At 63.7% G+C, this 18,353-nt stretch carries 21 protein-coding genes; 20 read left to right on the top strand and 1 reads right to left on the bottom strand.

The features are described 5' to 3' along the window. Positions 1-16 precede the first annotated feature (16 nt). The 20 genes from rho to ACRQEC_RS06400 all read left to right on the top strand — a co-directional run bounded on the left by rho (position 17) and on the right by ACRQEC_RS06400 (position 17,790). Positions 17-2,053, top strand: a complete 2,037-nt coding sequence (gene rho, locus ACRQEC_RS06495; RefSeq protein ID WP_301575179.1) for a transcription termination factor Rho — start codon at positions 17-19, stop codon at positions 2,051-2,053. A 255-nt stretch (positions 2,054-2,308) separates the two neighbouring features. After that, entirely contained in the window at positions 2,309-2,521 is a 213-nt protein-coding gene (gene rpmE, locus ACRQEC_RS06490; protein ID WP_016441737.1) for a 50S ribosomal protein L31, read from the top strand. Positions 2,522-2,654: 133 nt separating this feature from the next. After that, entirely contained in the window at positions 2,655-3,761 is a 1,107-nt protein-coding gene (gene prfA / locus ACRQEC_RS06485) for a peptide chain release factor 1 (protein ID WP_026429101.1), read from the top strand. Positions 3,762-3,785: 24 nt separating this feature from the next. Then, the gene (locus tag ACRQEC_RS06480; RefSeq protein ID WP_284890282.1) at positions 3,786-4,724 is read left to right on the top strand and encodes a N5-glutamine methyltransferase family protein; all 939 of its coding nucleotides are present in this window, start codon (positions 3,786-3,788) and stop codon (positions 4,722-4,724) included. Further along, the gene (locus ACRQEC_RS06475; RefSeq protein WP_284890281.1) at positions 4,711-5,307 is read left to right on the top strand and encodes an L-threonylcarbamoyladenylate synthase; all 597 of its coding nucleotides are present in this window, start codon (positions 4,711-4,713) and stop codon (positions 5,305-5,307) included. The genes ACRQEC_RS06480 and ACRQEC_RS06475 overlap by 14 nt, the downstream gene beginning before the upstream one ends. Positions 5,308-5,451: 144 nt before the next feature. Then, positions 5,452-6,630, top strand: a complete 1,179-nt coding sequence (locus tag ACRQEC_RS06470) for a glycosyltransferase family 4 protein (RefSeq protein WP_284890280.1) — start codon at positions 5,452-5,454, stop codon at positions 6,628-6,630. Next, entirely contained in the window at positions 6,627-7,079 is a 453-nt protein-coding gene (locus ACRQEC_RS06465) for a hypothetical protein (protein ID WP_284890279.1), read from the top strand. Before ACRQEC_RS06470 ends, ACRQEC_RS06465 begins: the two co-directional genes overlap by 4 nt. Before the next feature lie 166 nt (positions 7,080-7,245). Continuing rightward, a complete protein-coding gene (gene atpB, locus ACRQEC_RS06460; protein ID WP_016441731.1) occupies positions 7,246-8,064 on the top strand; it encodes a F0F1 ATP synthase subunit A in 819 nt (272 codons plus the stop codon). A gap of 23 nt (positions 8,065-8,087) precedes the next feature. Continuing rightward, complete coding sequence (gene atpE / locus ACRQEC_RS06455; protein ID WP_016441730.1) at positions 8,088-8,306, top strand: ATP synthase F0 subunit C; 219 nt, start codon at positions 8,088-8,090, stop codon at positions 8,304-8,306. Positions 8,307-8,309: 3 nt separating this feature from the next. Continuing rightward, positions 8,310-8,840, top strand: coding sequence for a F0F1 ATP synthase subunit B (atpF, locus tag ACRQEC_RS06450; RefSeq protein WP_016441729.1), 531 nt, complete (start codon positions 8,310-8,312; stop codon positions 8,838-8,840). Continuing rightward, the gene (locus tag ACRQEC_RS06445; RefSeq protein ID WP_284890278.1) at positions 8,840-9,679 is read left to right on the top strand and encodes a F0F1 ATP synthase subunit delta; all 840 of its coding nucleotides are present in this window, start codon (positions 8,840-8,842) and stop codon (positions 9,677-9,679) included. Before atpF ends, ACRQEC_RS06445 begins: the two co-directional genes overlap by 1 nt. A gap of 9 nt (positions 9,680-9,688) precedes the next feature. Beyond that, complete coding sequence (gene atpA / locus ACRQEC_RS06440) at positions 9,689-11,314, top strand: F0F1 ATP synthase subunit alpha (protein WP_284890277.1); 1,626 nt, start codon at positions 9,689-9,691, stop codon at positions 11,312-11,314. 3 nt (positions 11,315-11,317) lie between these two features. Then, on the top strand, positions 11,318-12,250 hold the full coding sequence (locus tag ACRQEC_RS06435) for a F0F1 ATP synthase subunit gamma (RefSeq protein WP_284890276.1): 933 nt from the start codon (positions 11,318-11,320) through the stop codon (positions 12,248-12,250). Between the two features lie 29 nt (positions 12,251-12,279). Next, a complete protein-coding gene (gene atpD / locus ACRQEC_RS06430; RefSeq protein ID WP_284890275.1) occupies positions 12,280-13,740 on the top strand; it encodes a F0F1 ATP synthase subunit beta in 1,461 nt (486 codons plus the stop codon). Continuing rightward, on the top strand, positions 13,740-14,015 hold the full coding sequence (locus ACRQEC_RS06425; RefSeq protein WP_035277070.1) for a F0F1 ATP synthase subunit delta/epsilon: 276 nt from the start codon (positions 13,740-13,742) through the stop codon (positions 14,013-14,015). The genes atpD and ACRQEC_RS06425 overlap by 1 nt, the downstream gene beginning before the upstream one ends. 12 nt (positions 14,016-14,027) lie before the next feature. Beyond that, positions 14,028-14,417, top strand: coding sequence for a DUF2550 family protein (locus tag ACRQEC_RS06420; protein ID WP_026429109.1), 390 nt, complete (start codon positions 14,028-14,030; stop codon positions 14,415-14,417). Then, positions 14,418-15,113 carry an endonuclease NucS gene (nucS, locus tag ACRQEC_RS06415; protein WP_284890274.1) on the top strand — a complete coding sequence of 232 codons (696 nt, stop codon included), beginning with the start codon at positions 14,418-14,420 and terminating at the stop codon, positions 15,111-15,113. It abuts the gene before it with no gap. Positions 15,114-15,122: 9 nt separating this feature from the next. Beyond that, the gene (locus ACRQEC_RS06410) at positions 15,123-16,412 is read left to right on the top strand and encodes an N-acetylglucosamine-6-phosphate deacetylase (RefSeq protein ID WP_284890273.1); all 1,290 of its coding nucleotides are present in this window, start codon (positions 15,123-15,125) and stop codon (positions 16,410-16,412) included. Between the two features lie 146 nt (positions 16,413-16,558). Next, the gene (locus ACRQEC_RS06405; RefSeq protein ID WP_284890272.1) at positions 16,559-16,843 is read left to right on the top strand and encodes an Rv1322 family protein; all 285 of its coding nucleotides are present in this window, start codon (positions 16,559-16,561) and stop codon (positions 16,841-16,843) included. A gap of 170 nt (positions 16,844-17,013) precedes the next feature. Then, on the top strand, positions 17,014-17,790 hold the full coding sequence (locus ACRQEC_RS06400) for an alpha/beta fold hydrolase (RefSeq protein ID WP_284890271.1): 777 nt from the start codon (positions 17,014-17,016) through the stop codon (positions 17,788-17,790). Positions 17,791-17,950: 160 nt separating this feature from the next. Here ACRQEC_RS06400 and ACRQEC_RS06395 read toward each other — a convergent pair whose 3' ends face one another. Then, the gene (locus tag ACRQEC_RS06395; RefSeq protein WP_284890270.1) at positions 17,951-18,139 is read right to left on the bottom strand and encodes a hypothetical protein; all 189 of its coding nucleotides are present in this window, start codon (positions 18,137-18,139) and stop codon (positions 17,951-17,953) included. Positions 18,140-18,353: the final 214 nt, after the last annotated feature.

Here is an 18,353-nt window from a genome sequence, read left to right as displayed (position 1 = left end):
CCGAGGAAGGAACCTCGTGACGGAAACCCCAACATCAGGCGCAATCTCAACGATGCGGGTGCCGCAGCTGCGCGCGCTCGCCGAAGAACTCGGCCTGGACATTGACCCGAAAGCTAAGAAGGCGGACCTGCTCGCGGCCATTCGCGAAGTTCGCCCCGCGCGGCGCGGGCGGCCCCGCAAGGAAGATAGCCTCGCCAATATTACGAAGGCACCCGAAAAGTCCGCTGCTGCCACCACGGCAAAGACCACAGCGAAGAAGGAAAGCGCGAAGGCCGCAGAACCGGCTCCCACCGCCGCGGAAGCTCCGGCTGAGGCTCCGGCTCGGAAAACGCGCACGGCCCGCTCCGCAGCGGCCTCGGCACCCAGCGCGGAAAGCGCTCCGGTAGCAGCCCCCGCCACCCCTGCCGCCACCTCGGCCACCTCCACCGCACCCCGGGAAGAACGGGAAGATCGCGAGGAGCGCAAGGTGCGGCGCCGGGTGCGCCGGGATCACCGCGAACCGGTGCATATTGATCTGCCCGAACCGAAGCAGGAAGCCGGCCAGGCCGCGCGTCGCTCCGATTCCCTCAGCGATGAAAATACTCTCGCGGCCCTGGATGCCATTGGCGATGCCGCGGAACGCCGCGCCGGTGACCACCATGACACCGCTTCGGAGCGCCGCCGCCGCAAGCGCAACCGCCGCGGTGAGGAACACGAAGAAGCCCGCCGCTCCCGGCGCACCTCGGATCGCACCGAGCGCACGGATCGTGGCGAAGGTGCGGAGCGCGCCGATCATGAGGCGGAAACCGCCGCCCCGGCCGTGAAGGTTGAGCGTGAAGAACGCCAGGAGGTTCCGGCCGGCAAGCGCCAGGCGGAAGATACCCTCGTTCCCGTTGCCGGCATTGTGGATACCCAGGGTAACCAGATGGTGCTGCGCACCGGTGGCTACCTGCCCGGCCCCAATGATGCGCAGATTTCCACCGCGCTGGTTCGCCAGTACGGCCTGCGCCGGGGGGATGCCGTGGTGGGTGCTATCCGCCAGCACGATGAGGATAATTCCTCGCATAATAACCGCAATAACAAGCGTAATCCGCGCCGTCGTTACAATAACCAGAACAATAACCGTTCCGGTAACCAGCTCGTCCAGGTGGATACTATTAATTCCCTGCCCGCAGCGGAAGCGGCGCGCCGCCCGGACTTCAATAAGCTCACCCCGGTTTATCCGAATGAGATTTTGCGCTTGGAAACCGAGCGTAAGGGCCTGTCCACCCGCGCTATTGACCTGGTTGCTCCTATTGGGAAGGGCCAGCGCGGCCTCATCGTTTCCCCGCCCAAGGCCGGGAAAACCATGATTATGCAGCAGATCGCCAAGGCGATTGCCGCGAATGATCCCGAGGTTCATATCATGGTGGTTCTCGTGGATGAACGCCCCGAAGAAGTCACGGATATGCGCCGCATCGTCAAGGGTGAAGTGATTGCTTCCACCTTTGACCGCCCGGCCTCGGATCACACCATCGTTTCCGAACTGGCTATCGAGCGCGCCAAGCGCCTGGTGGAACTCGGCCAGGATGTGGTGGTGCTCCTCGATTCCCTCACCCGCCTCTCGCGTGCCTACAACCTCGCGGCTCCGGCCTCGGGGCGCATCCTCTCCGGTGGTGTGGATGCCGCGGCGCTCTACCCGCCCAAGAAGTTCTTCGGTGCGGCCCGCAATATCGAAAACGGCGGCTCGCTCACGATTATCGCCTCCGCGCTGGTGGAAACCGGCTCGAAGATGGACGAAGTTATTTTCGAAGAATTCAAGGGCACCGGCAATATGGAGCTGCGCCTCTCGCGCCAGCTTGCGGACCGGCGTATCTTCCCGGCCATCGATATCAACGCCTCGGGTACCCGTCGCGAAGAACTGCTCTACAAGCCCGAAGAACTCAAGGTTATCTGGCAGCTGCGCCGGGCCCTGGGCACCCTCGGGGTGGACGAAGCGGCCGATTTCGTGCTCAAGCGCATGCGTAATACCGAAAATAACGCGGAATTCCTCGTGTCGATTATGCGTTCCATGCAAGGATCGCGCGGCGAATAACGCAGCGAATAGTGCGGCGAATAACGCAGCGGGCAACTCGCGAATAACTCGGTACCTAAGGCCACTACGCGGCCGCTGGGGGAGCCGGCCGGGCTCCGGGAACCGGGCGCCGTACCATCCGCGGTGATGTGATACGCGCACGGTGCCTTGTCTCGGCCGGGCCGCCCGTGCCATAATTTTCTGTCGGCTCCCGGTTCACCGTGATACGGAGAACCGCGCTCGGACCCGGGGGCAGCTACGAACCAAGGAGAGATAATGAAGCAGGGAATCCATCCCGATTACCACGAGGTCTCCGTGACCTGCACCTGCGGTAATGAGTTCACCACCCGTTCCACCTACAACGGTGATCATATGCGCGTGGAAGTGTGCAATAACTGCCACCCGTTCTACACCGGCAAGCAGAAGATCCTGGATACCGGTGGGCGCGTGGCTCGCTTCGAGGCACGCTACGGCAAGCGCAAGAAGTAAGCGCCACGGAAAGGAGCGTCACCGCAAGGGCGCTCCTTTTCTTTTTGCACGATTTGCACGATTGTCGGTAGGTCCGCCACGCACCCGTGGCGGCAGGGCACGCGCCGGGCGCGCGTGAAGAAAGGTCCTCGTTATGGCTGATACACGTCGTGAGGTAGCCGAGCACCATCTCGCTGAATTTGAAAAAATCGAAGCGGATATGGCCAGCCCGGAAGTTCTCTCCTCCCCGGATAAATTGCGTTCCCTCGGGCGGCGCTACGCCGAACTCGGGCGGGTGGTGCGCGTGTACCGGCGTTTCCTGCAAGCCGAACAGGACCTGACCGAAGCCCGGGAGATCATCTCCCAGGGCGGGGAAGATGCCGAACTCTTCCGCCCCGAACTTCCCGGGATGGAAGAACGCTACGAAGCCGCCTCCCAGGAACTCACGGAAGTCCTCATCCCGCGCGATGAGGATGACGCCCGCGATGTCATCATGGAAATTAAAGGCGGAGCCGGCGGGGAAGAATCCGCCCTCTTCGCCGGGGACCTGGCCCGCATGTACGAACGCTACGCCACTTCCAAGGGCTGGAGCTGGGAAGTGCTGGGCGCCAACCAAACCGAATTGGGCGGCTACAAGGATCTTGAAGTCGCCATCCGCTCCCGCGGGCAGCTCGAGGACCCTTCCGAAGGTGTGTGGGCCCACCTCAAGTACGAAGGTGGGGTGCACCGGGTGCAGCGCGTGCCCGTAACCGAATCCCAGGGCCGCATCCAGACCTCCACCGCGGGCGTGCTTGTTTTCGCGGAAGTGGACGACCCGGGCGAAGTGGAAATCGCCGCCAATGACCTGCGTATTGACGTGTACCGCTCCTCCGGGCCGGGCGGCCAGTCCGTGAATACCACCGATTCGGCGGTGCGTATCACCCACCTTCCCACCGGGATCGTGGTCTCCATGCAGGATGAAAAATCGCAGATCCAGAATCGCGAATCGGCCATGCGGGTGCTGCGCGCCCGGCTGCGCCAGCTCCAGCTCGATCAGCAGGCCGCCGAAAACGCGGAGCTGCGCCATTCCCAGGTGCGTACCCTGGACCGCTCCGAACGCATCCGCACCTACAACTTCCCGGAAAATCGCATTTCCGATCACCGCACCGGCTACAAGGCCCATAATCTCGACGCGGTCCTGGACGGCGACCTGGATGCCGTTATCGATTCGGCCCGGATTATGGACGAAGCGGCCCGCATGGAAGCCGCGGAAGAAAAGTAGAAAAGTAGAAAGTAGCCGAGCGCTATGACCACCTGGGCGGACTTGCTGGCCGGTGCCACCGCGCAGCTCACCGCGGCCGGGGTGGATTCACCCGCCGCGGATGCCCGGTGGCTGGCCGAAGCGGTGGCGGGCACGCGTCCCCATCCGCGTGATACTCCGCCTCCCGCGCAGCGCCAACTTTTCGCGGCCTACCTGGCCCGCCGCGCCACGCGCGAACCGCTCCAGCACATCACCGGGCGGATGTATTTCCGCTACCTCGAGCTTGTTTCCACGCCGGACGCGCTCATTGTGCGCCCGGAAACCGAAATCGTGGCCGAATGCGCCATCGAGCACGTGCGCGCTTGCGTGGCCGCGCAAACCCGCGGGAACGATGGCGGCATCAGGAACGGCGCCTCCATTATTGAGAACGACGACGCAGCGGCGGCGCGGTCCCGCGCCGCCGCCAAAGCCGCAGGCCCCCTCGTTGTCGATGTGGGAACCGGCAGCGGGGCCATTGCCCTGAGTATCGCTACCGAAGTCCCCGCCGCCCGGGTGATCGGCGTCGACACCGATCCCCGTGCCTTGCAACTGGCGTCCACCAATAATGCCCGCTACGGTTCGCCCGTCACGTTCCTCCACCACGATGTAGCCGAGCCGCTCCCGGAACTGGACCACGCGGCGAGCGTCGTCGTCGCCAATCCTCCCTATATTCCACCCGATACACCGGTGAGCGCGGAAGTGCGTGCCGATCCGGCGCAGGCCCTGTGGGGCGGGGGAGCGGAGGGCCTGGACCTGCCCAAGCTTTTTGTGGCGCGCGCCGCGCAGCTGCTGCGGGGCGGGGGTATCCTCGTTCTCGAACACGCGGAGACGCAAAGCGCGGCCCTGCGCGAATATGCCCGCAGCCTCGGTTTCACCCGGGCCGCAACCGGCCGGGACCTGGCCGGGCGGGAACGTTTTTTGGAGGCAGAATATGGACACATGTGATGCCGCGGTAGCCGCCCTCGCGCGCGGCGAGCTCGTGGTGCTCCCCACCGATACCGTGTACGGCCTGGGCGCGGATGCGTTTTCGCGCGCGGCGGTGACCCGGCTCCTCACCGCGAAGGGCCGCGGGCGCGATAAGCCGTCCCCGGTTCTTGTTGCGTCGATGGACGACGCCGCCCCCCTGACCTCCAGTATCCCGGCCGGCGCCCGCGCGCTCGCCGAGGCGTACTGGCCCGGGGCTCTCACCCTCATCCTCCCCGCGAACGAAAGCATCGGCTGGGACCTGGGCGAAACCCACGGCACCGTGGCCCTGCGCATGCCCGACCACCCGCTCGCCCTGGAGCTGCTGCGCCGCACCGGGCCACTGGCGGTTTCCTCCGCGAACCTCACCGAGCACGCCCCGGCGCGCACCGCCGCGCAGGCCCGCGAGCAGCTCGGCGAGAAAGTCGCGGTGTACCTGGACGGGGGCACCGCACCGGGCGGGGTACCCTCCACAATTGTGAGCTTCGCGGGCGAGCGCGCCCAGATCCTGCGCCACGGCGCGATTTCTGACGAGGATATCGCCGCGGTGGTGCCGCTGGGCTGAACCCTGCGGTAGTGCTACGGCGCCGCGGCGGCACAGAACCGAGCGCCACGGCGGCGCTAGGCTGAAGCGCGGGCCGGGCCGGCTAGACTGAACGGCAGCGGCACACCGCAACTCGCGGCGTCGGCGGCAAGGTAAGGAGAGGGCATGCGCGTCTACCTGCTCATGATGGTGCTCAGCTGCGCCATCACCTACTTCCTGGTCCCCGCGATTCTGCGGCTGGCCCTGCGGGTAGGCGCGATGACGCAGGTACGCGAACGCGATATCCACACCGTCCCCATCCCGCGCCTGGGCGGGGTGGCCATGTTCCTCGGTTTTTCGGCCTCCTTCGCCATCGCCTCCCAAATTCCCTACCTGCACCGGGTGCTCGGCCCCGCCTCCCAAGCCTGGGCAATCTGGCTGGGCGCCGGGCTCATGTGCCTGGTGGGCGCCATCGACGATATCTGGGAACTGGATTGGATGACGAAACTGGCCGGCGAAGTGCTGGCCGCCGGGGTGATGGCCTGGCAGGGCGTCCAATTCGTGACGCTGCCCTTCATGGGCCTGACCGTGGGCTCCACCCGCCTCTCCATTTTCTTCACCATCCTCATGGTGGTCATCACGGTCAATGCCGTGAATTTCATGGACGGCCTGGACGGGCTGGCCGCCGGGATCGTCGGCATCGCCTCCCTGGCCTTCTTTATTTATTCCTATATTCTTACCCGCAATGCCACCCCGGGGGATTACACCTCGGTGGCCTGCGCGGCCGCGGCCGCCACGGTGGGGATGTGCGCGGGGATCCTGCCGCATAATTTCCATCCCGCCCGTATCTTTATGGGCGATTCGGGAGCGCTCATGCTCGGCATGGTGCTGGCCGCCTCCGCCATCCAGGTCACCGGGCAGATCGACCCGCAATCCACCTCCCTCGGCTACGCGCTCCCCGCGTATTTGCCGCTGCTGCTGGCCCTCGCCGTGGTGGTGCTACCGCTTTCCGATTTCATCTGGGCCGTCACCCGCCGCCTGGCCCGCGGGCAATCCCCCTTCCACGCCGACGCCGGCCACCTCCACCACCGCCTGCTGCGCCTGGGCCATTCCCATACCGGCACCGTACTCATCCTCTATCTGTGGACGGCCATTTTCTCCTTCACCTGCATCCTGCTGATTGTGCTTCCAGCCCGGCACGTCGCCCTGATTGGCGCGGCCGGAGTGGTGCTCGGTTGCGTGGTCACCTTCGGGATGTTCGGGCGACGGCGCAGCTCGGCCGCGCGCGGGGAGCGCATTCCGGATGAGAACGCCGGCGATGCGCCTGTATCCGAAGGTGAGCTGGAAACGGAGGAGACACCATGAGGGCCCAATCCAGCCGGTCGGTCGCCCCGGGCGGAGGCGCCGCGCGCTTGCTCTACCGCGCCCAATTGAGCGCCACGCTCGGATGCGTCGTCGTCGGAATAATAGGGGCGGGGGGATGCCTGTTTGCCGGTCAAGCCGAGCACGCCCGTGCCGTGGGCTGGGCCACCCTTATCGCGCTGGTGCTCCAGGCAATCACCTGGGCCAGTGCGCGCTATCTGCCCGGCGGTGCCGGATGGGCGCTGGGCGGTTACGCGGTCAAACTCGCGGTGGTGCTCGGCGGACTCGGAGCCTGGCGGGCCCTCACCGGGGCCTCGGTGGGAACCGCGGCGCTGGCACTGGCCGGGCTGATTATCTGCGCGCTCGCGGTGCAATCCTGGGTGGTGCTGCGCGCTGATCTTCGCGCTGATAGTCGCGTTGATCTTCGCGCGGATTTGCGCACCGGGCGCTAAGTCCTAGCCGGGAACGAGCCATAAGAGTAACGTAGGACACTGCTCACGGCGGGAAAGTTCAGCGCCGCAGGGTGATGACAAATGTGATTTCCACGCTAAGATAGGTTAGCAGTGCCGTTTAGGCGGGGTTCCCGCCGCGGAAAGATTCGATGGAGAGGGTGAGCGCATGGCAGTCGGTTCGTTCGCGAATCTGAGCATGCTCGGCCTGCCGATGGAGAACGACGGGTTCCACGCCCCGGGAGTTGAGGAATTCTTCCCCGCCCCCATCTTCTTCGCCGGCACGCCATTTGAGATGAATCGCGTGATGGTGATTCGTCTTCTTGCGGCTTTAGTTCTTCTGGTTTTCTGCGTTATCTACGCCAAGCGCGCCAAGCTGATTCCGGGCCGCGCGCAGGCCGCGATGGAATCCCTGCTGGACTTCTCGCGGGTGCAGATCGGTGAAGAAATTCTCGAAGGGCAGGCACGCAAGTACCAGCCCCTGCTCGCCACCATTTTCCTCGGCACTCTCTTTATGAACTTAACCGGCGTTATCCCGGGCTTGCAGCTCGCGGGTACGTCGGTTATTGGTATGCCGCTCATTTACGCCGTGGTGGCGTACGTGGCCTTCATTATCGCGGGTATGAAGGAACGCGGAGCGGGCACCTTCTTCAAGGAACAGCTCTTCCCGCCCGGGGTGCCCTGGCCGATCTACATCATCATGACGCCCATTGAGCTGCTCTCCACCTTCATTATTCGGCCCGTCACCCTGACGGTCCGTCTGTTGGCCAATATGCTCTCCGGGCATATGCTGCTCGTGCTCTGCTTCCTGGGCACCCACGCGCTCTACTTCTCCATGGGCGGGGGCCTCGGCATTGGCCTGGGTACGGTCACGCTGGTGGCCGGTATCCTCTTCACCGTCTTTGAACTTTTCGTGGCGTGCCTGCAGGCGTATATCTTCGCCCTGCTCACCGCCGCGTATATCCAACTTTCTATTTCCGCCCACTAAAACAACAAGAAAAGGACAATCCCATGACTGGATCTGCAGCAGTTCTCGCGACCATCGGTTACGGTCTCGCGGCTATCGGCCCCGGCATCGGCGTCGGCCTCATCGGTGCGAAGAACCAGGAAGCTACCGCACGCCAGCCCGAGATCCGCGGCTACCTGCGCGTCAATATGTTCCTGTCCATCGCCTTTACCGAAGCACTCGGCCTGATCGGCTTCGCCGCGGGCTTCGTGTTCGGAGCTTAAGCAATGTATCTCGCTGAAGAACACAGTGTTATCATTCCGGCCATTCCGGATCTGCTGTGGGGCACGGTATCCTTCCTCATCGTCGCCATCGCGGTGTATAAATTCGCCTGGCCGACGCTGACGAAGATGCTTGATGAGCGGCGGGAGAAAATCGAAGAAGGTTTGCTCGCTGCCGAACGTGCCCGGGAGGAAGTGGCTCAGGAACGCGCCACCATCCAGTCCGAAAAGGACGCCGCGGTGCGCGAAGCAGCGGATATCCGCGCCCAGGCACAATCCAATGCCTCCGATATTATCGAGCGTGCGCGCCGGGAAGCCGGCGAAGAAGCGCGGCGCATTTCTGCCGCGGCTCAGGTTCAGATTAAAGCTGATACCGACGCCGCCGCGCGGATTCTCCGCGCGGATTTGGGCACCATGGCCTCGCAGTTGGCCGGTCGTATCGTGGGTGAACAGATTCGCCTCGATCCGAGCGTGAACCAGGGCGTTGTCGATTCGTTCCTCGATAATCTCGAGGAGCAGGCGCGAACGGGGGCGTAATGCGGTCCACGAGTAAGCAATCCGCCGCCGCGGTCACCGCCGAGTGGGACGCGCTGCTTCAGGAACATCCCGGCCAGGAAATTGACTTGGCGCGCGAACTTTTCGCCGCTGCAGACGCCATCAATGCTTCTCCTTCCCTACGTGGCACCCTTGCGGATACCACCCGGGCCGGGGCGGCACGGGAAAGCCTGGCAAGCGCCATTTTCGCCGCCCACGTGAGCGCACCGGTTCTCGCGGTGCTGTGCGCGGTGGCGGGGCGCACGTGGACGGAGGACGCTGATCTCGTCACGACCGTGGATACCCTCGGTGCGCACGCCGTGCTGGTGCGGGCGCGTGGCGCCGGGGTGCTCTCCGGCGTGGAAGATGAGCTCTACCAGCTCATGCGCACCCTCAAAGAAACTCCCGATCTGCGCATCACGCTCTCCCGCGAGGAATACTCCGCGGAGGAACGCGCCGCGCTCTTTGATCGCGTGGTTCCGAATATCCGGGAGGAAACCCGGGTGCTGGCACATCGCGCCCTGGCGCGGGTGCGGGAAGCGACCCTGGCGGCCTCGCTTATGGAATACGCGGCTCAGGCAGCTGAGCTGGGTGAAGTTTCCGGAGTATCGGTGCTGGTAGCCCAGCCGCTCACGGCAACGCAAGAAGAACGCCTCCAGCGCGCCCTGACCGCGATGTACGGAACCGAAGTTTCCATTCACGTCTCGGTAGATCCGGCTGTGGTGGGCGGTATGCGCATCCAGCACGGCTCGGATGTTATTGACGCGACGCTGCAGTCCAGAATTAAAGATGTACGCGATAAAGTCGCGGTCATGCCGGCGGCACCGGCGAGCAACAGGTAAGGAAAAAGAATGGCTGATCTGACAATCCAGCCCGAAGAGATTCGGGCAGCGCTCGATAACTTCGTGCGTAGCTACACGCCGGAGCAGTCCGAGAGTGAGCAAGTTGGTCACGTCACCATGACGGCGGACGGCATCGCCCGCGTGGCCGGCCTGCCCGGTGCGATGGCTAATGAACTTCTCGTTTTCGAGGATGGCACCCGCGGACTGGCGATGAACCTGGAAGAGCGCGAAATCGGCGTCGTCGTTCTCGGTGACTTCTCCAATATTGAAGAAGGCCAGGAAGTGCGCCGCAGCGGTGAGGTGCTCTCCGTCCCGGTGGGCGACGGATACCTCGGCCGCACGGTGGACCCCCTCGGCAAGCCGATTGACGGCCTGGGCGAAATCGAAAACCTCAGCGGGCGGCGCGCCCTGGAGCTGCAGGCTCCCGGCGTAATGATGCGCAAGTCGGTGCACGAACCGCTGGAAACCGGTATCAAGGCTATTGACTCGATGACCCCGATCGGGCGCGGGCAGCGCCAGCTCATCATCGGGGACCGCCAGACCGGTAAAACCGCCCTCGCGATTGACACCATCCTCAACCAGCGCAAGAACTGGGAAACCGGGGATCCCTCCAAGCAGGTGCGCTGCATTTACGTGGCCATCGGCCAGAAGGGTTCCACCATCGCTTCGGTGCGCGGCACCCTGGCCCGCTACGGGGCGCTGGAATACACCACCATCGTGGCCTCCCCGGCATCCGATCCGGCTGGCTTCAAGTACCTGGCTCCTTACACGGGCTCGGCCATCGGCCAGCACTGGATGTACGAAGGCAAGCACGTGCTCATCGTCTTCGATGATCTCTCCAAGCAGGCCGAAGCCTACCGAGCGGTGTCCTTGCTGCTGCGCCGCCCGCCGGGGCGTGAAGCCTACCCGGGCGACGTGTTCTACCTGCATTCGCGCCTGCTGGAACGCTGTGCCAAGCTCTCCGATGAGCTGGGCGGGGGTTCCATGACCGGCCTTCCCATCGTGGAAACCAAGGCGAATGACGTCTCGGCCTACATTCCGACCAACGTTATTTCCATTACCGACGGTCAGATCTTCTTGCAGTCCGACCTCTTCAACTCCAATCAGCGCCCGGCCGTGGACGTGGGTATTTCGGTATCCCGCGTGGGTGGCGACGCGCAGATCAAGGCCATGAAGAAGGTTGCCGGTACCCTGAAGATCACCCTGGCGCAGTACCGCTCCCAGGCGGCCTTCGCGATGTTCGCCTCCGATCTTGACCCGGCCACCCGCCAGCAGCTCACCCGCGGTGAGCGCCTCATGGAGCTGCTCAAGCAGCCGCAGTACACCCCGTACCCCATTGAGGAACAGGTTGTTTCGGTGTGGGCCGGCTCGAAGGGCTATCTCGATGATGTCCCGGTGGAGAAGGTGCACGATTGGGAAGCCCGCATGCTTGACTACGTGCGGCACAACTCCAAGGTGCTGGAAACCATTGCCTCCACCGGTGAGATGGATAAGGACCTCGAAGCCGAACTGGAAGCCACGGTCAGCACCTTCACGGAGTCCTACCGCACCGCCGAAAACCTGCCCGCGGGCGGGGAAGAGGATGTCCCGGCCGAACAGGCCCGTGAAACTCTCGCGCGGCCGACGAAGGGTTAATCGATGGCCGGCGAACAGAGGATTTACAAGAGCAAAATTCGGGCGACGAGCACCTTGCAGAAGGTGTTCCGCGCGATGGAGCTCATTGCGGCCTCGCGTATCGGCTCGGCGCGTCGGGAGGCGCAGGAACTGGACCCCTACGCGCGGGCGGTAACCCGTGCGCTCGGGCTGGTGGGGCGCCATGATTTTGACGCCCAGCACCCGCTGATGCGCGAGCGCACCGATACCAATCGGGTGGCGGTACTCGTGGTGACCTCCGACCGCGGCATGGCGGGAGCCTATTCCGCCAATGTGCTGCGCGAAGCGGAACGCACCGTGGAGAATCTGCGCGCCGAAGGTAAGGATCCGGTGCTGTACGTGACCGGCCGGCGCGGCCTACAGTACTTCAAATTCCGCGGGGTGAATATCGCCGGGGAGTGGAGCGGCACCTCGGATAAGCCCGATCCGGAGCAATCCGATGAAATCGCGCGTACCCTCCTCGATGCTTTCACCGCCCCGCCGGAAGAAGGCGGCGTCGCCGAAGTACATGTGGTCTACACCCGCTTCGAATCGATGGTGAGCCAGGTGGTGCAGGTGCGCCATATGCTTCCGCTTGCCATCGTGGACTACGGGGAAGGCGATCTGGAGGATACCGGATCGGAATTCGCGGGCGGCGGCACGGAAGAAACCGAACCGCTCTACGATTTCGAACCTTCGGCACACGACGTTTTCGAAGCGCTCGTGCCCATGTATGTTCGCAAACGTATCTCCTCGATTCTTCTCATGGCAGCGGCCTCCGAACTCGCCTCGCGCCAGCAGGCGATGCACGCGGCCACCGATAACGCCGCCGAACTCATCGAGAAGTACACCCGGCTCGCCAATAACGCGCGCCAGGCTGAGATCACCACCGAGATCACTGAAATCGTCTCCGGTGCCGATGCACTAAGTAACGGATAACGCGCTTCGTAACGGATAAGGAACACACTATGACTGCACAACTAGAGGAGCAGACCGCGGACCTGGCCACAACCGGCCGGATTACGCAGGTCATTGGCGCCGTCGTCGACGTCGAATTTCCGTCCGACGCGCTTCCCGATATCAATAACGCCCTGAAGACCACGGCTACCCTCCCTGCCGGTGACGGAAGTGTCATCCAGCAAGAGATGGTCCTCGAAGTGGCCCAGCACCTGGGCGATAACGTGGTGCGCACCATCGCGATGAAACCGACGGACGGCCTGGTGCGCGGCGCCGTCGTTATCGATACCGGTGCCCCCATCACCGTTCCGGTCGGGGACGTTACCCGCGGGCACGTCTTCAACGTCGTGGGCGAACCGCTCAACGTTTCTCCCGACGAGATCGAGGTGAAGGAACGCTGGTCGATTCACCGCCAAGCTCCCGCCTTCGATGAACTCGAGCCGGAAACCCAGATGTTCCAGACCGGCCTCAAGGTTATCGACCTGCTCACCCCGTACGTGCAGGGTGGCAAGATCGGCCTCTTCGGTGGCGCGGGCGTGGGCAAAACGGTCCTCATCCAGGAAATGATCCAGCGCGTGGCCCTCGACCACGATGGCGTTTCCGTTTTCGCCGGGGTGGGCGAACGTACCCGTGAAGGTAACGACCTCATCCACGAAATGGACGAAGCCGGGGTGCTCGATAAGACGGCTCTCGTCTTCGGCCAGATGGACGAGCCGCCGGGGGTGCGCCTGCGCATCGCCCTGTCCGGCCTGACGATGGCGGAGTACTTCCGCGACGTCGCCAACCAGGACGTGCTGCTCTTCATCGATAACATCTTCCGCTTCACCCAGGCCGGTTCGGAAGTATCCACCCTGCTCGGGCGCATGCCTTCCGCGGTGGGCTACCAGCCCACCCTGGCTGATGAAATGGGTGCGCTCCAGGAACGTATTACCTCCACGCGCGGGCATTCCATTACCTCGCTGCAGGCCATTTACGTTCCCGCGGACGATTACACCGACCCGGCGCCGGCAACCACCTTCGCCCACCTGGACGCAACCACCGAACTCTCGCGTGATATTGCTTCCATGGGTATTTACCCGGCCGTGGATCCCCTCGCCTCGACCTCGCGTATTCTGGACCCGCAGATCGTGGGCCAGCAGCACTACGAGGTTGCGACCCGAGTCAAGGCGATCCTCCAGAAGAATCGCGAACTTCAGGACATCATCTCCATCCTCGGTGTGGATGAACTCTCCGAAGAAGACCGCCTGACCGTCGCCCGCGCGCGCCGGATCCAGCAGTTCCTCTCGCAGAATATGTACACCGCGGTGAAGTTCACCGGCGTGGAAGGCTCCACCGTTCCGGTTGCGGAAACCGTTGAAGCGTTCCGCCGTATTTGCGACGGCGAATACGACCACGTCCCCGAGCAGGCCTTCTTCAATATTGGCGGCATCGAGGACCTGGAACGCAAGTACCACGAACTGCGGAGCGAATAATGCTGGACGTTGAGATCGTTTCCCAGCGGGAGCTGGCGTGGCGCGGGAATGCCGAATCGGTGACCGCGCCCGGCACCGAAGGCTCGGTGGGTATCCTCACGGACCACACCCCGCTCGTTGCCCTCCTCACGGAAGGCAATGTCGAGGTGCGCGGCTGCGCGGACGGACGAGATCGCAGCTTCACGATGTCCGGCTCCGGCTTCCTCACGGTGACCGCTAACCAGGTCATCGTGGTGGCCGATTCGGTCAGCGAGCAGTCGGTCACCGAGCGGTAGGCGAGAGCGCGAATGAGCTGGCAAAGCGTAGCACTGATCGTCGTGCTGGTTCTCCTCGCGCTCCTCATCTACTTCCTGGCGCGGGTACGCTACCTCTTCAACCAGTGGGGCTCCTCCCAGGCCGCGGTGCGCCGCCAGCATCGCTGGCACACCGGGGTGGTGTTTTTCCGCACCGATGCGCTGGAGTGGTTCCGGGTGGCATCCTTATCCTGGCGCCCGGCGCTGCGCCTGGACCGGCGTTCCTTGAGCATCAACCTGGTCAAAGTGCGTGATGATATCGCCACCGCCCGGGTGGGGGATGCTCATACAGAAATTGATATGGCCATGAGCTGCCAGGCGCATACCGCGCTGGTGGCGTGGGCGGATTCGGCCCCGCCCCGGGGAGATTGGGTGTTGTTCTAGATGCGCGTTGTTTTTGCTACCTGTTCGGTTGATTACTCCGGACGCCTGGACGCGCATCTCGAACCGGCCACCCGGCTCCTCATGGTCAAAGCCGATGGCTCCGTGCTGGTCCACGCGGATACCGGCTCCTATAAGCCCCTCAACTGGATGATGGGCCCCACCATCTTCACCGAAGAAGAACCGAGCGCGGCGGAGCGCGAGGCGGGCGTGCGCACCATCTGGAATGTGGAGCACAAGAAAACCGATGACCGCCTGGTCATCCGCATTTACGAGGTCTTTTCTGATTACGAACAGGAGCTCGGGGAGGATCCCGGGCTCGTCAAAGACGGCGTGGAAGCGCATCTGCAAAAACTGCTGGCCGAACAGGTGGAGCGTATCGCCCCGCAGGCCAGCTTGGTGCGCCGCGAGTACCCCACCGCCATCGGCCCGGTGGACCTCATGGTGCGCGACGGCGAGGGCGGCTATATCGCCGTCGAAATTAAACGCCGCGGGGAAATTGACGGGGTCGAACAGCTCACCCGCTACCTCGATTTGCTGCGCCGCGACCCGCTCCTGAATCCGCTGCGCGGCATTTTCGCGGCCCAGGAAATCAAACCGCAGGCCCGTGTGCTGGCTGAAGACCGCGGCATTGACTGTATGATCTTGAACTACGACGATATGCGTGGCATAGACCACCCGGAGGATCGACTGTTTTAGGACGAGATAATGGGGTTCTTATACGGCCGGGCAGCGTTGCCCGGCGGCGTGCGCGAATGCGATATCGCGTGGGACAACGGAGTTTTCACGCGGGTAACGCCCAGCGAAACGCGAACACACACAACTACGAAGAACGACGACGTAGCTCCCGGCCACCAGGCCGGCGCGGCCGCGGATGCTGATGGCGGGGTGCGCGCGAGCGCCGCGGGCGCCGCGGGTGCAACGGGCGCTGCTGGTGCTGATTCCGGCGGTGAGCTGCCCGAGGGCTGGCTTATCTTGCCCGGGCTTGTCGATGAGCACTGCCACGGTGGGGGAGGAGCCTCCTTCCCGGATGCAGAGGATAGCGCGGAGGTGGCGCAGGCGGCTGGGGAGCACCTGGCCCACGGCACCACCTCCATAGCCGCGGCCCTCACCACCTTGAGCGTGGAACGTATGGAAGCCGGGGCGGGCCTCATGGCCGACGCGGTCGAGGATGGCACCCTGGCCGCGATCCTTATCGAGGGGCCTTTCCTTTCCAGCGAGCGGGCCGGTGCCCAGAACCCGGCCTACCTGGAAGCTCCGAGCGTGGAGATCGCCACCCGGCTCCTCGATGCGGCCCGCGGGCACGCCTGGGGGATGACGCTCGCCCCCGAACTTTCGGGGGCGAGCGAGGTGGTGGACCTCCTGCTCGAGCGCGGTGTAGTTCCTACCTGGGGGCATACCCACGCGGAGGCCGGCCCGGCGCGTGAGCTCCAGGAACGGGCGGTGGCGGGCGGGGCCATCCCGGTGGCCACCCACCTGTTTAATGCCATGCGCGAATTGCGTCACCGCGCGCCCGGCCCGGTGGCCGAGTATTTGGCTGCCGCGCGCCGCGGCAGCTGCGTCGTCGAACTTATTGGAGACGGCGTGCATATTAGCTCCGAGCTGGTGCGCAACGTGGTCGAAATCGTGGGCCCGGAAAATATCGCGCTCATTACCGATGCGATGGCGGCCGCCGGCATGGCGGATGGCACCTATGAGCTGGGCGGGCTGCGCGTGCACGTGACCGACGGGCAGGCGCGGCTGCGCGGGGGTAATCTCGCGGGTGGCACTTCGCATCTGCTTGATATTGTGCGCACCGTGGTCGGCGCGGGAGTGGAGTTGAACGACGCCGTGACCATGGCGAGCGCCACTCCGGCGCGCGTCATGGGCTTGGATGATCGCGGGACGCTCGACGTGGGCAAACGCGCGGATCTGCTGGTGGTGGATGAGGAGCTGCGCCCGCGGCGGGTCTACCGGGCCGGGAAGCTGGTCGCGCAGGACGGCAAGCTGGTGGCGTAGCCAGGCGGGCGTGCGCATCTGTAGTGCAGTGTGCGCATGCGTAGTCCGGTGCATGTGTAGTCCTGCGCGTGCATAGGTAGCCGGGCGGCTGCGGCGTCGCACGGCGTGCTAGTGGACTCCGCGCGCCAAGCGGCTACCATGGAAGAATGCGCCGGTCGAAAAAGTACTCCCGTCCCGTTCGCCCGCTGAATATCAGCGCGGCGATGGGTGGGCTCAGCTATGAGAACGGCCGCGATGGCGCCACCTACAAGGTGCGGCGCATCGCCAGCGCCGCGAAGGACTACGTGTGCCCGGGCTGCGGCGGGATTATTCGCGCTGGCGAACCCAATATTGTGGCCTGGACGGAGGACACCATCTGGGGTGCTCAGGCCGGGGTGGATGCGCGCCGCCACTGGCATCCGGGCTGCTGGCAGCACCGCGGCCGCGCCTAAACAGTAGATATCGCTGCCTACGAGCATGCCAAGCAGACTGATGATGGTGTGCGCGTGACCCTGGAAGATTTCAAGGCAGGTCTCGCGGAAGAAGGCTGAAGAAACCCGCCGAGGATCGCCAGGGCCGCCGTACCCGGGTTAAGTTCCGGGAACGGCGTTACAATCGCAGTATGAAACTTGCCACACATATTCACGAAGGTGCGGGTATCCCGCTTGTTCTGCTCCACGCTATGCCGATGACGTCCCGGATGTGGGAGGGCGTGCGCGCTGAGCTTTCGGATCTGCACACGATTGCTATTGACGCCCCCGGTTTCGGGGACTCACCTTCCGGTATTGAGGTCGACGACGCCGCGGGCGCCACCACGCCACATATCAATTCCTACCTGACCGCCCTCGAAGAAACCCTGGCGGAATACGACTCTATCGTGCTCGCCGGAATTTCCATGGGTGCTACCGTCACCGCTGCTTATGCCCTGCGCAATCCCCAGCAGATCGCCGGGCTGGCACTGCTGGACGGCTCGATTCTGGGGCCGGAGCCCTCGCCCTCTCCGCGAGAAAAGGCCATTGAGAAGCTCGCCTCGGGCCAGAGCTGGGATGTGCTGGCCGGCTGGGTGGATACCATGCTGAGTTCGGCAGCAAGCCCGGAACTCAAGGAGAAGGTTGCCGCCTATTTCAAGACGGTAGATGCCGGGGCTTTCTCCTGGTTGCAGCAGATGATGCTGACTCGCCCGGATACTCGCGGGGTTATGGAGCTGGATGTTCCCATCCTGCTGCTGCGCGGGGTGGATGATCCGAATGCCAAGCACGAAGAATTCGCCCAGCTGCATGAGGTGCGTCCGGATCAACCGTTCGTGGAACTTGAGGGTGCCAGCCACTTCTCCGCGGTGGAAAAGCCGCACGAGGTTGCTACCGCGCTGCGTAAGCTCTACGAGGCAGCTACCCGCTAGCCGCTCAGCGCTTGCGAGATAACGGAGTTGGTCTTGTCTACGCCCAATGACGAGCCGATGTGACAACGTGTGGCGCCCGGGATTCATGTGAATCTCGGGCGCTGCTCACACCGTCATTAACAGTTGCTTGCAGCGATTCCCAAGAGCTGTGCCCTAGCGTTTAGCGGCTGTTCTCACGGGAATCGGGGGATTCTTCGGTGTCGCCTGGTTTCTTTGCATCTGACCAGAACATAAGTAAACCGGCTAAAGCACCGGTGATGCCACCGGCAAAATTCTTTGCGAGTATTAAAATTCCAGAGCCGATTCCCAATAGGGCATAACCGATTCTGTGGAACGGGGAGTCGTTCATGCGTATTCCTTTGTGACAAAGTCTCTTCGGTGAGCTGGGGCTGCGATCAACAAACTAGCGCATCCCCAAGAATAGTTGCTAATGAGGGCGTGTTTTTGAAAGTTCAATAGTAAGCTCACAACAGGGTGCAAATCTACGCACCATTTTGGCCAGATTTCTGCTCTGAGTTTGCACTACGAGACCCTGACCGTCCGGAATTTGCACTGTGTTACCG

The organism is Actinotignum saccati (assembly GCF_051265055.1).
Classification (GTDB): Bacteria; Actinomycetota; Actinomycetes; order Actinomycetales; family Actinomycetaceae; genus Actinotignum.
This window is presented reverse-complemented; position numbering and strand designations above follow the sequence as displayed.

Excerpts from the sequence above, each read along its gene's own strand:
- ACRQEC_RS06480 (WP_284890282.1), top strand. The coding sequence starts at position 3,786 with ATGACCACCTGGGCGGACTTGCTGGCCGGTGCCACCGCGCAGCTCACC.
- atpD (WP_284890275.1), top strand. The coding sequence starts at position 12,280 with ATGACTGCACAACTAGAGGAGCAGACCGCGGACCTGGCCACAACCGGC.
- rpmE (WP_016441737.1), top strand. The coding sequence starts at position 2,309 with ATGAAGCAGGGAATCCATCCCGATTACCACGAGGTCTCCGTGACCTGC.
- atpE (WP_016441730.1), top strand. The coding sequence starts at position 8,088 with ATGACTGGATCTGCAGCAGTTCTCGCGACCATCGGTTACGGTCTCGCG.
- ACRQEC_RS06475 (WP_284890281.1), top strand. The coding sequence starts at position 4,711 with ATGGACACATGTGATGCCGCGGTAGCCGCCCTCGCGCGCGGCGAGCTC.
- ACRQEC_RS06395 (WP_284890270.1), bottom strand. The coding sequence starts at position 18,139 with ATGAACGACTCCCCGTTCCACAGAATCGGTTATGCCCTATTGGGAATC.
- prfA (WP_026429101.1), top strand. The coding sequence starts at position 2,655 with ATGGCTGATACACGTCGTGAGGTAGCCGAGCACCATCTCGCTGAATTT.
- atpF (WP_016441729.1), top strand. The coding sequence starts at position 8,310 with ATGTATCTCGCTGAAGAACACAGTGTTATCATTCCGGCCATTCCGGAT.
- nucS (WP_284890274.1), top strand. The coding sequence starts at position 14,418 with ATGCGCGTTGTTTTTGCTACCTGTTCGGTTGATTACTCCGGACGCCTG.
- atpB (WP_016441731.1), top strand. The coding sequence starts at position 7,246 with ATGGCAGTCGGTTCGTTCGCGAATCTGAGCATGCTCGGCCTGCCGATG.
- ACRQEC_RS06435 (WP_284890276.1), top strand. The coding sequence starts at position 11,318 with ATGGCCGGCGAACAGAGGATTTACAAGAGCAAAATTCGGGCGACGAGC.
- ACRQEC_RS06465 (WP_284890279.1), top strand. The coding sequence starts at position 6,627 with ATGAGGGCCCAATCCAGCCGGTCGGTCGCCCCGGGCGGAGGCGCCGCG.
- ACRQEC_RS06420 (WP_026429109.1), top strand. The coding sequence starts at position 14,028 with ATGAGCTGGCAAAGCGTAGCACTGATCGTCGTGCTGGTTCTCCTCGCG.
- ACRQEC_RS06410 (WP_284890273.1), top strand. The coding sequence starts at position 15,123 with ATGGGGTTCTTATACGGCCGGGCAGCGTTGCCCGGCGGCGTGCGCGAA.
- ACRQEC_RS06425 (WP_035277070.1), top strand. The coding sequence starts at position 13,740 with ATGCTGGACGTTGAGATCGTTTCCCAGCGGGAGCTGGCGTGGCGCGGG.
- ACRQEC_RS06445 (WP_284890278.1), top strand. The coding sequence starts at position 8,840 with ATGCGGTCCACGAGTAAGCAATCCGCCGCCGCGGTCACCGCCGAGTGG.
- ACRQEC_RS06470 (WP_284890280.1), top strand. The coding sequence starts at position 5,452 with ATGCGCGTCTACCTGCTCATGATGGTGCTCAGCTGCGCCATCACCTAC.
- ACRQEC_RS06405 (WP_284890272.1), top strand. The coding sequence starts at position 16,559 with ATGCGCCGGTCGAAAAAGTACTCCCGTCCCGTTCGCCCGCTGAATATC.
- atpA (WP_284890277.1), top strand. The coding sequence starts at position 9,689 with ATGGCTGATCTGACAATCCAGCCCGAAGAGATTCGGGCAGCGCTCGAT.
- ACRQEC_RS06400 (WP_284890271.1), top strand. The coding sequence starts at position 17,014 with ATGAAACTTGCCACACATATTCACGAAGGTGCGGGTATCCCGCTTGTT.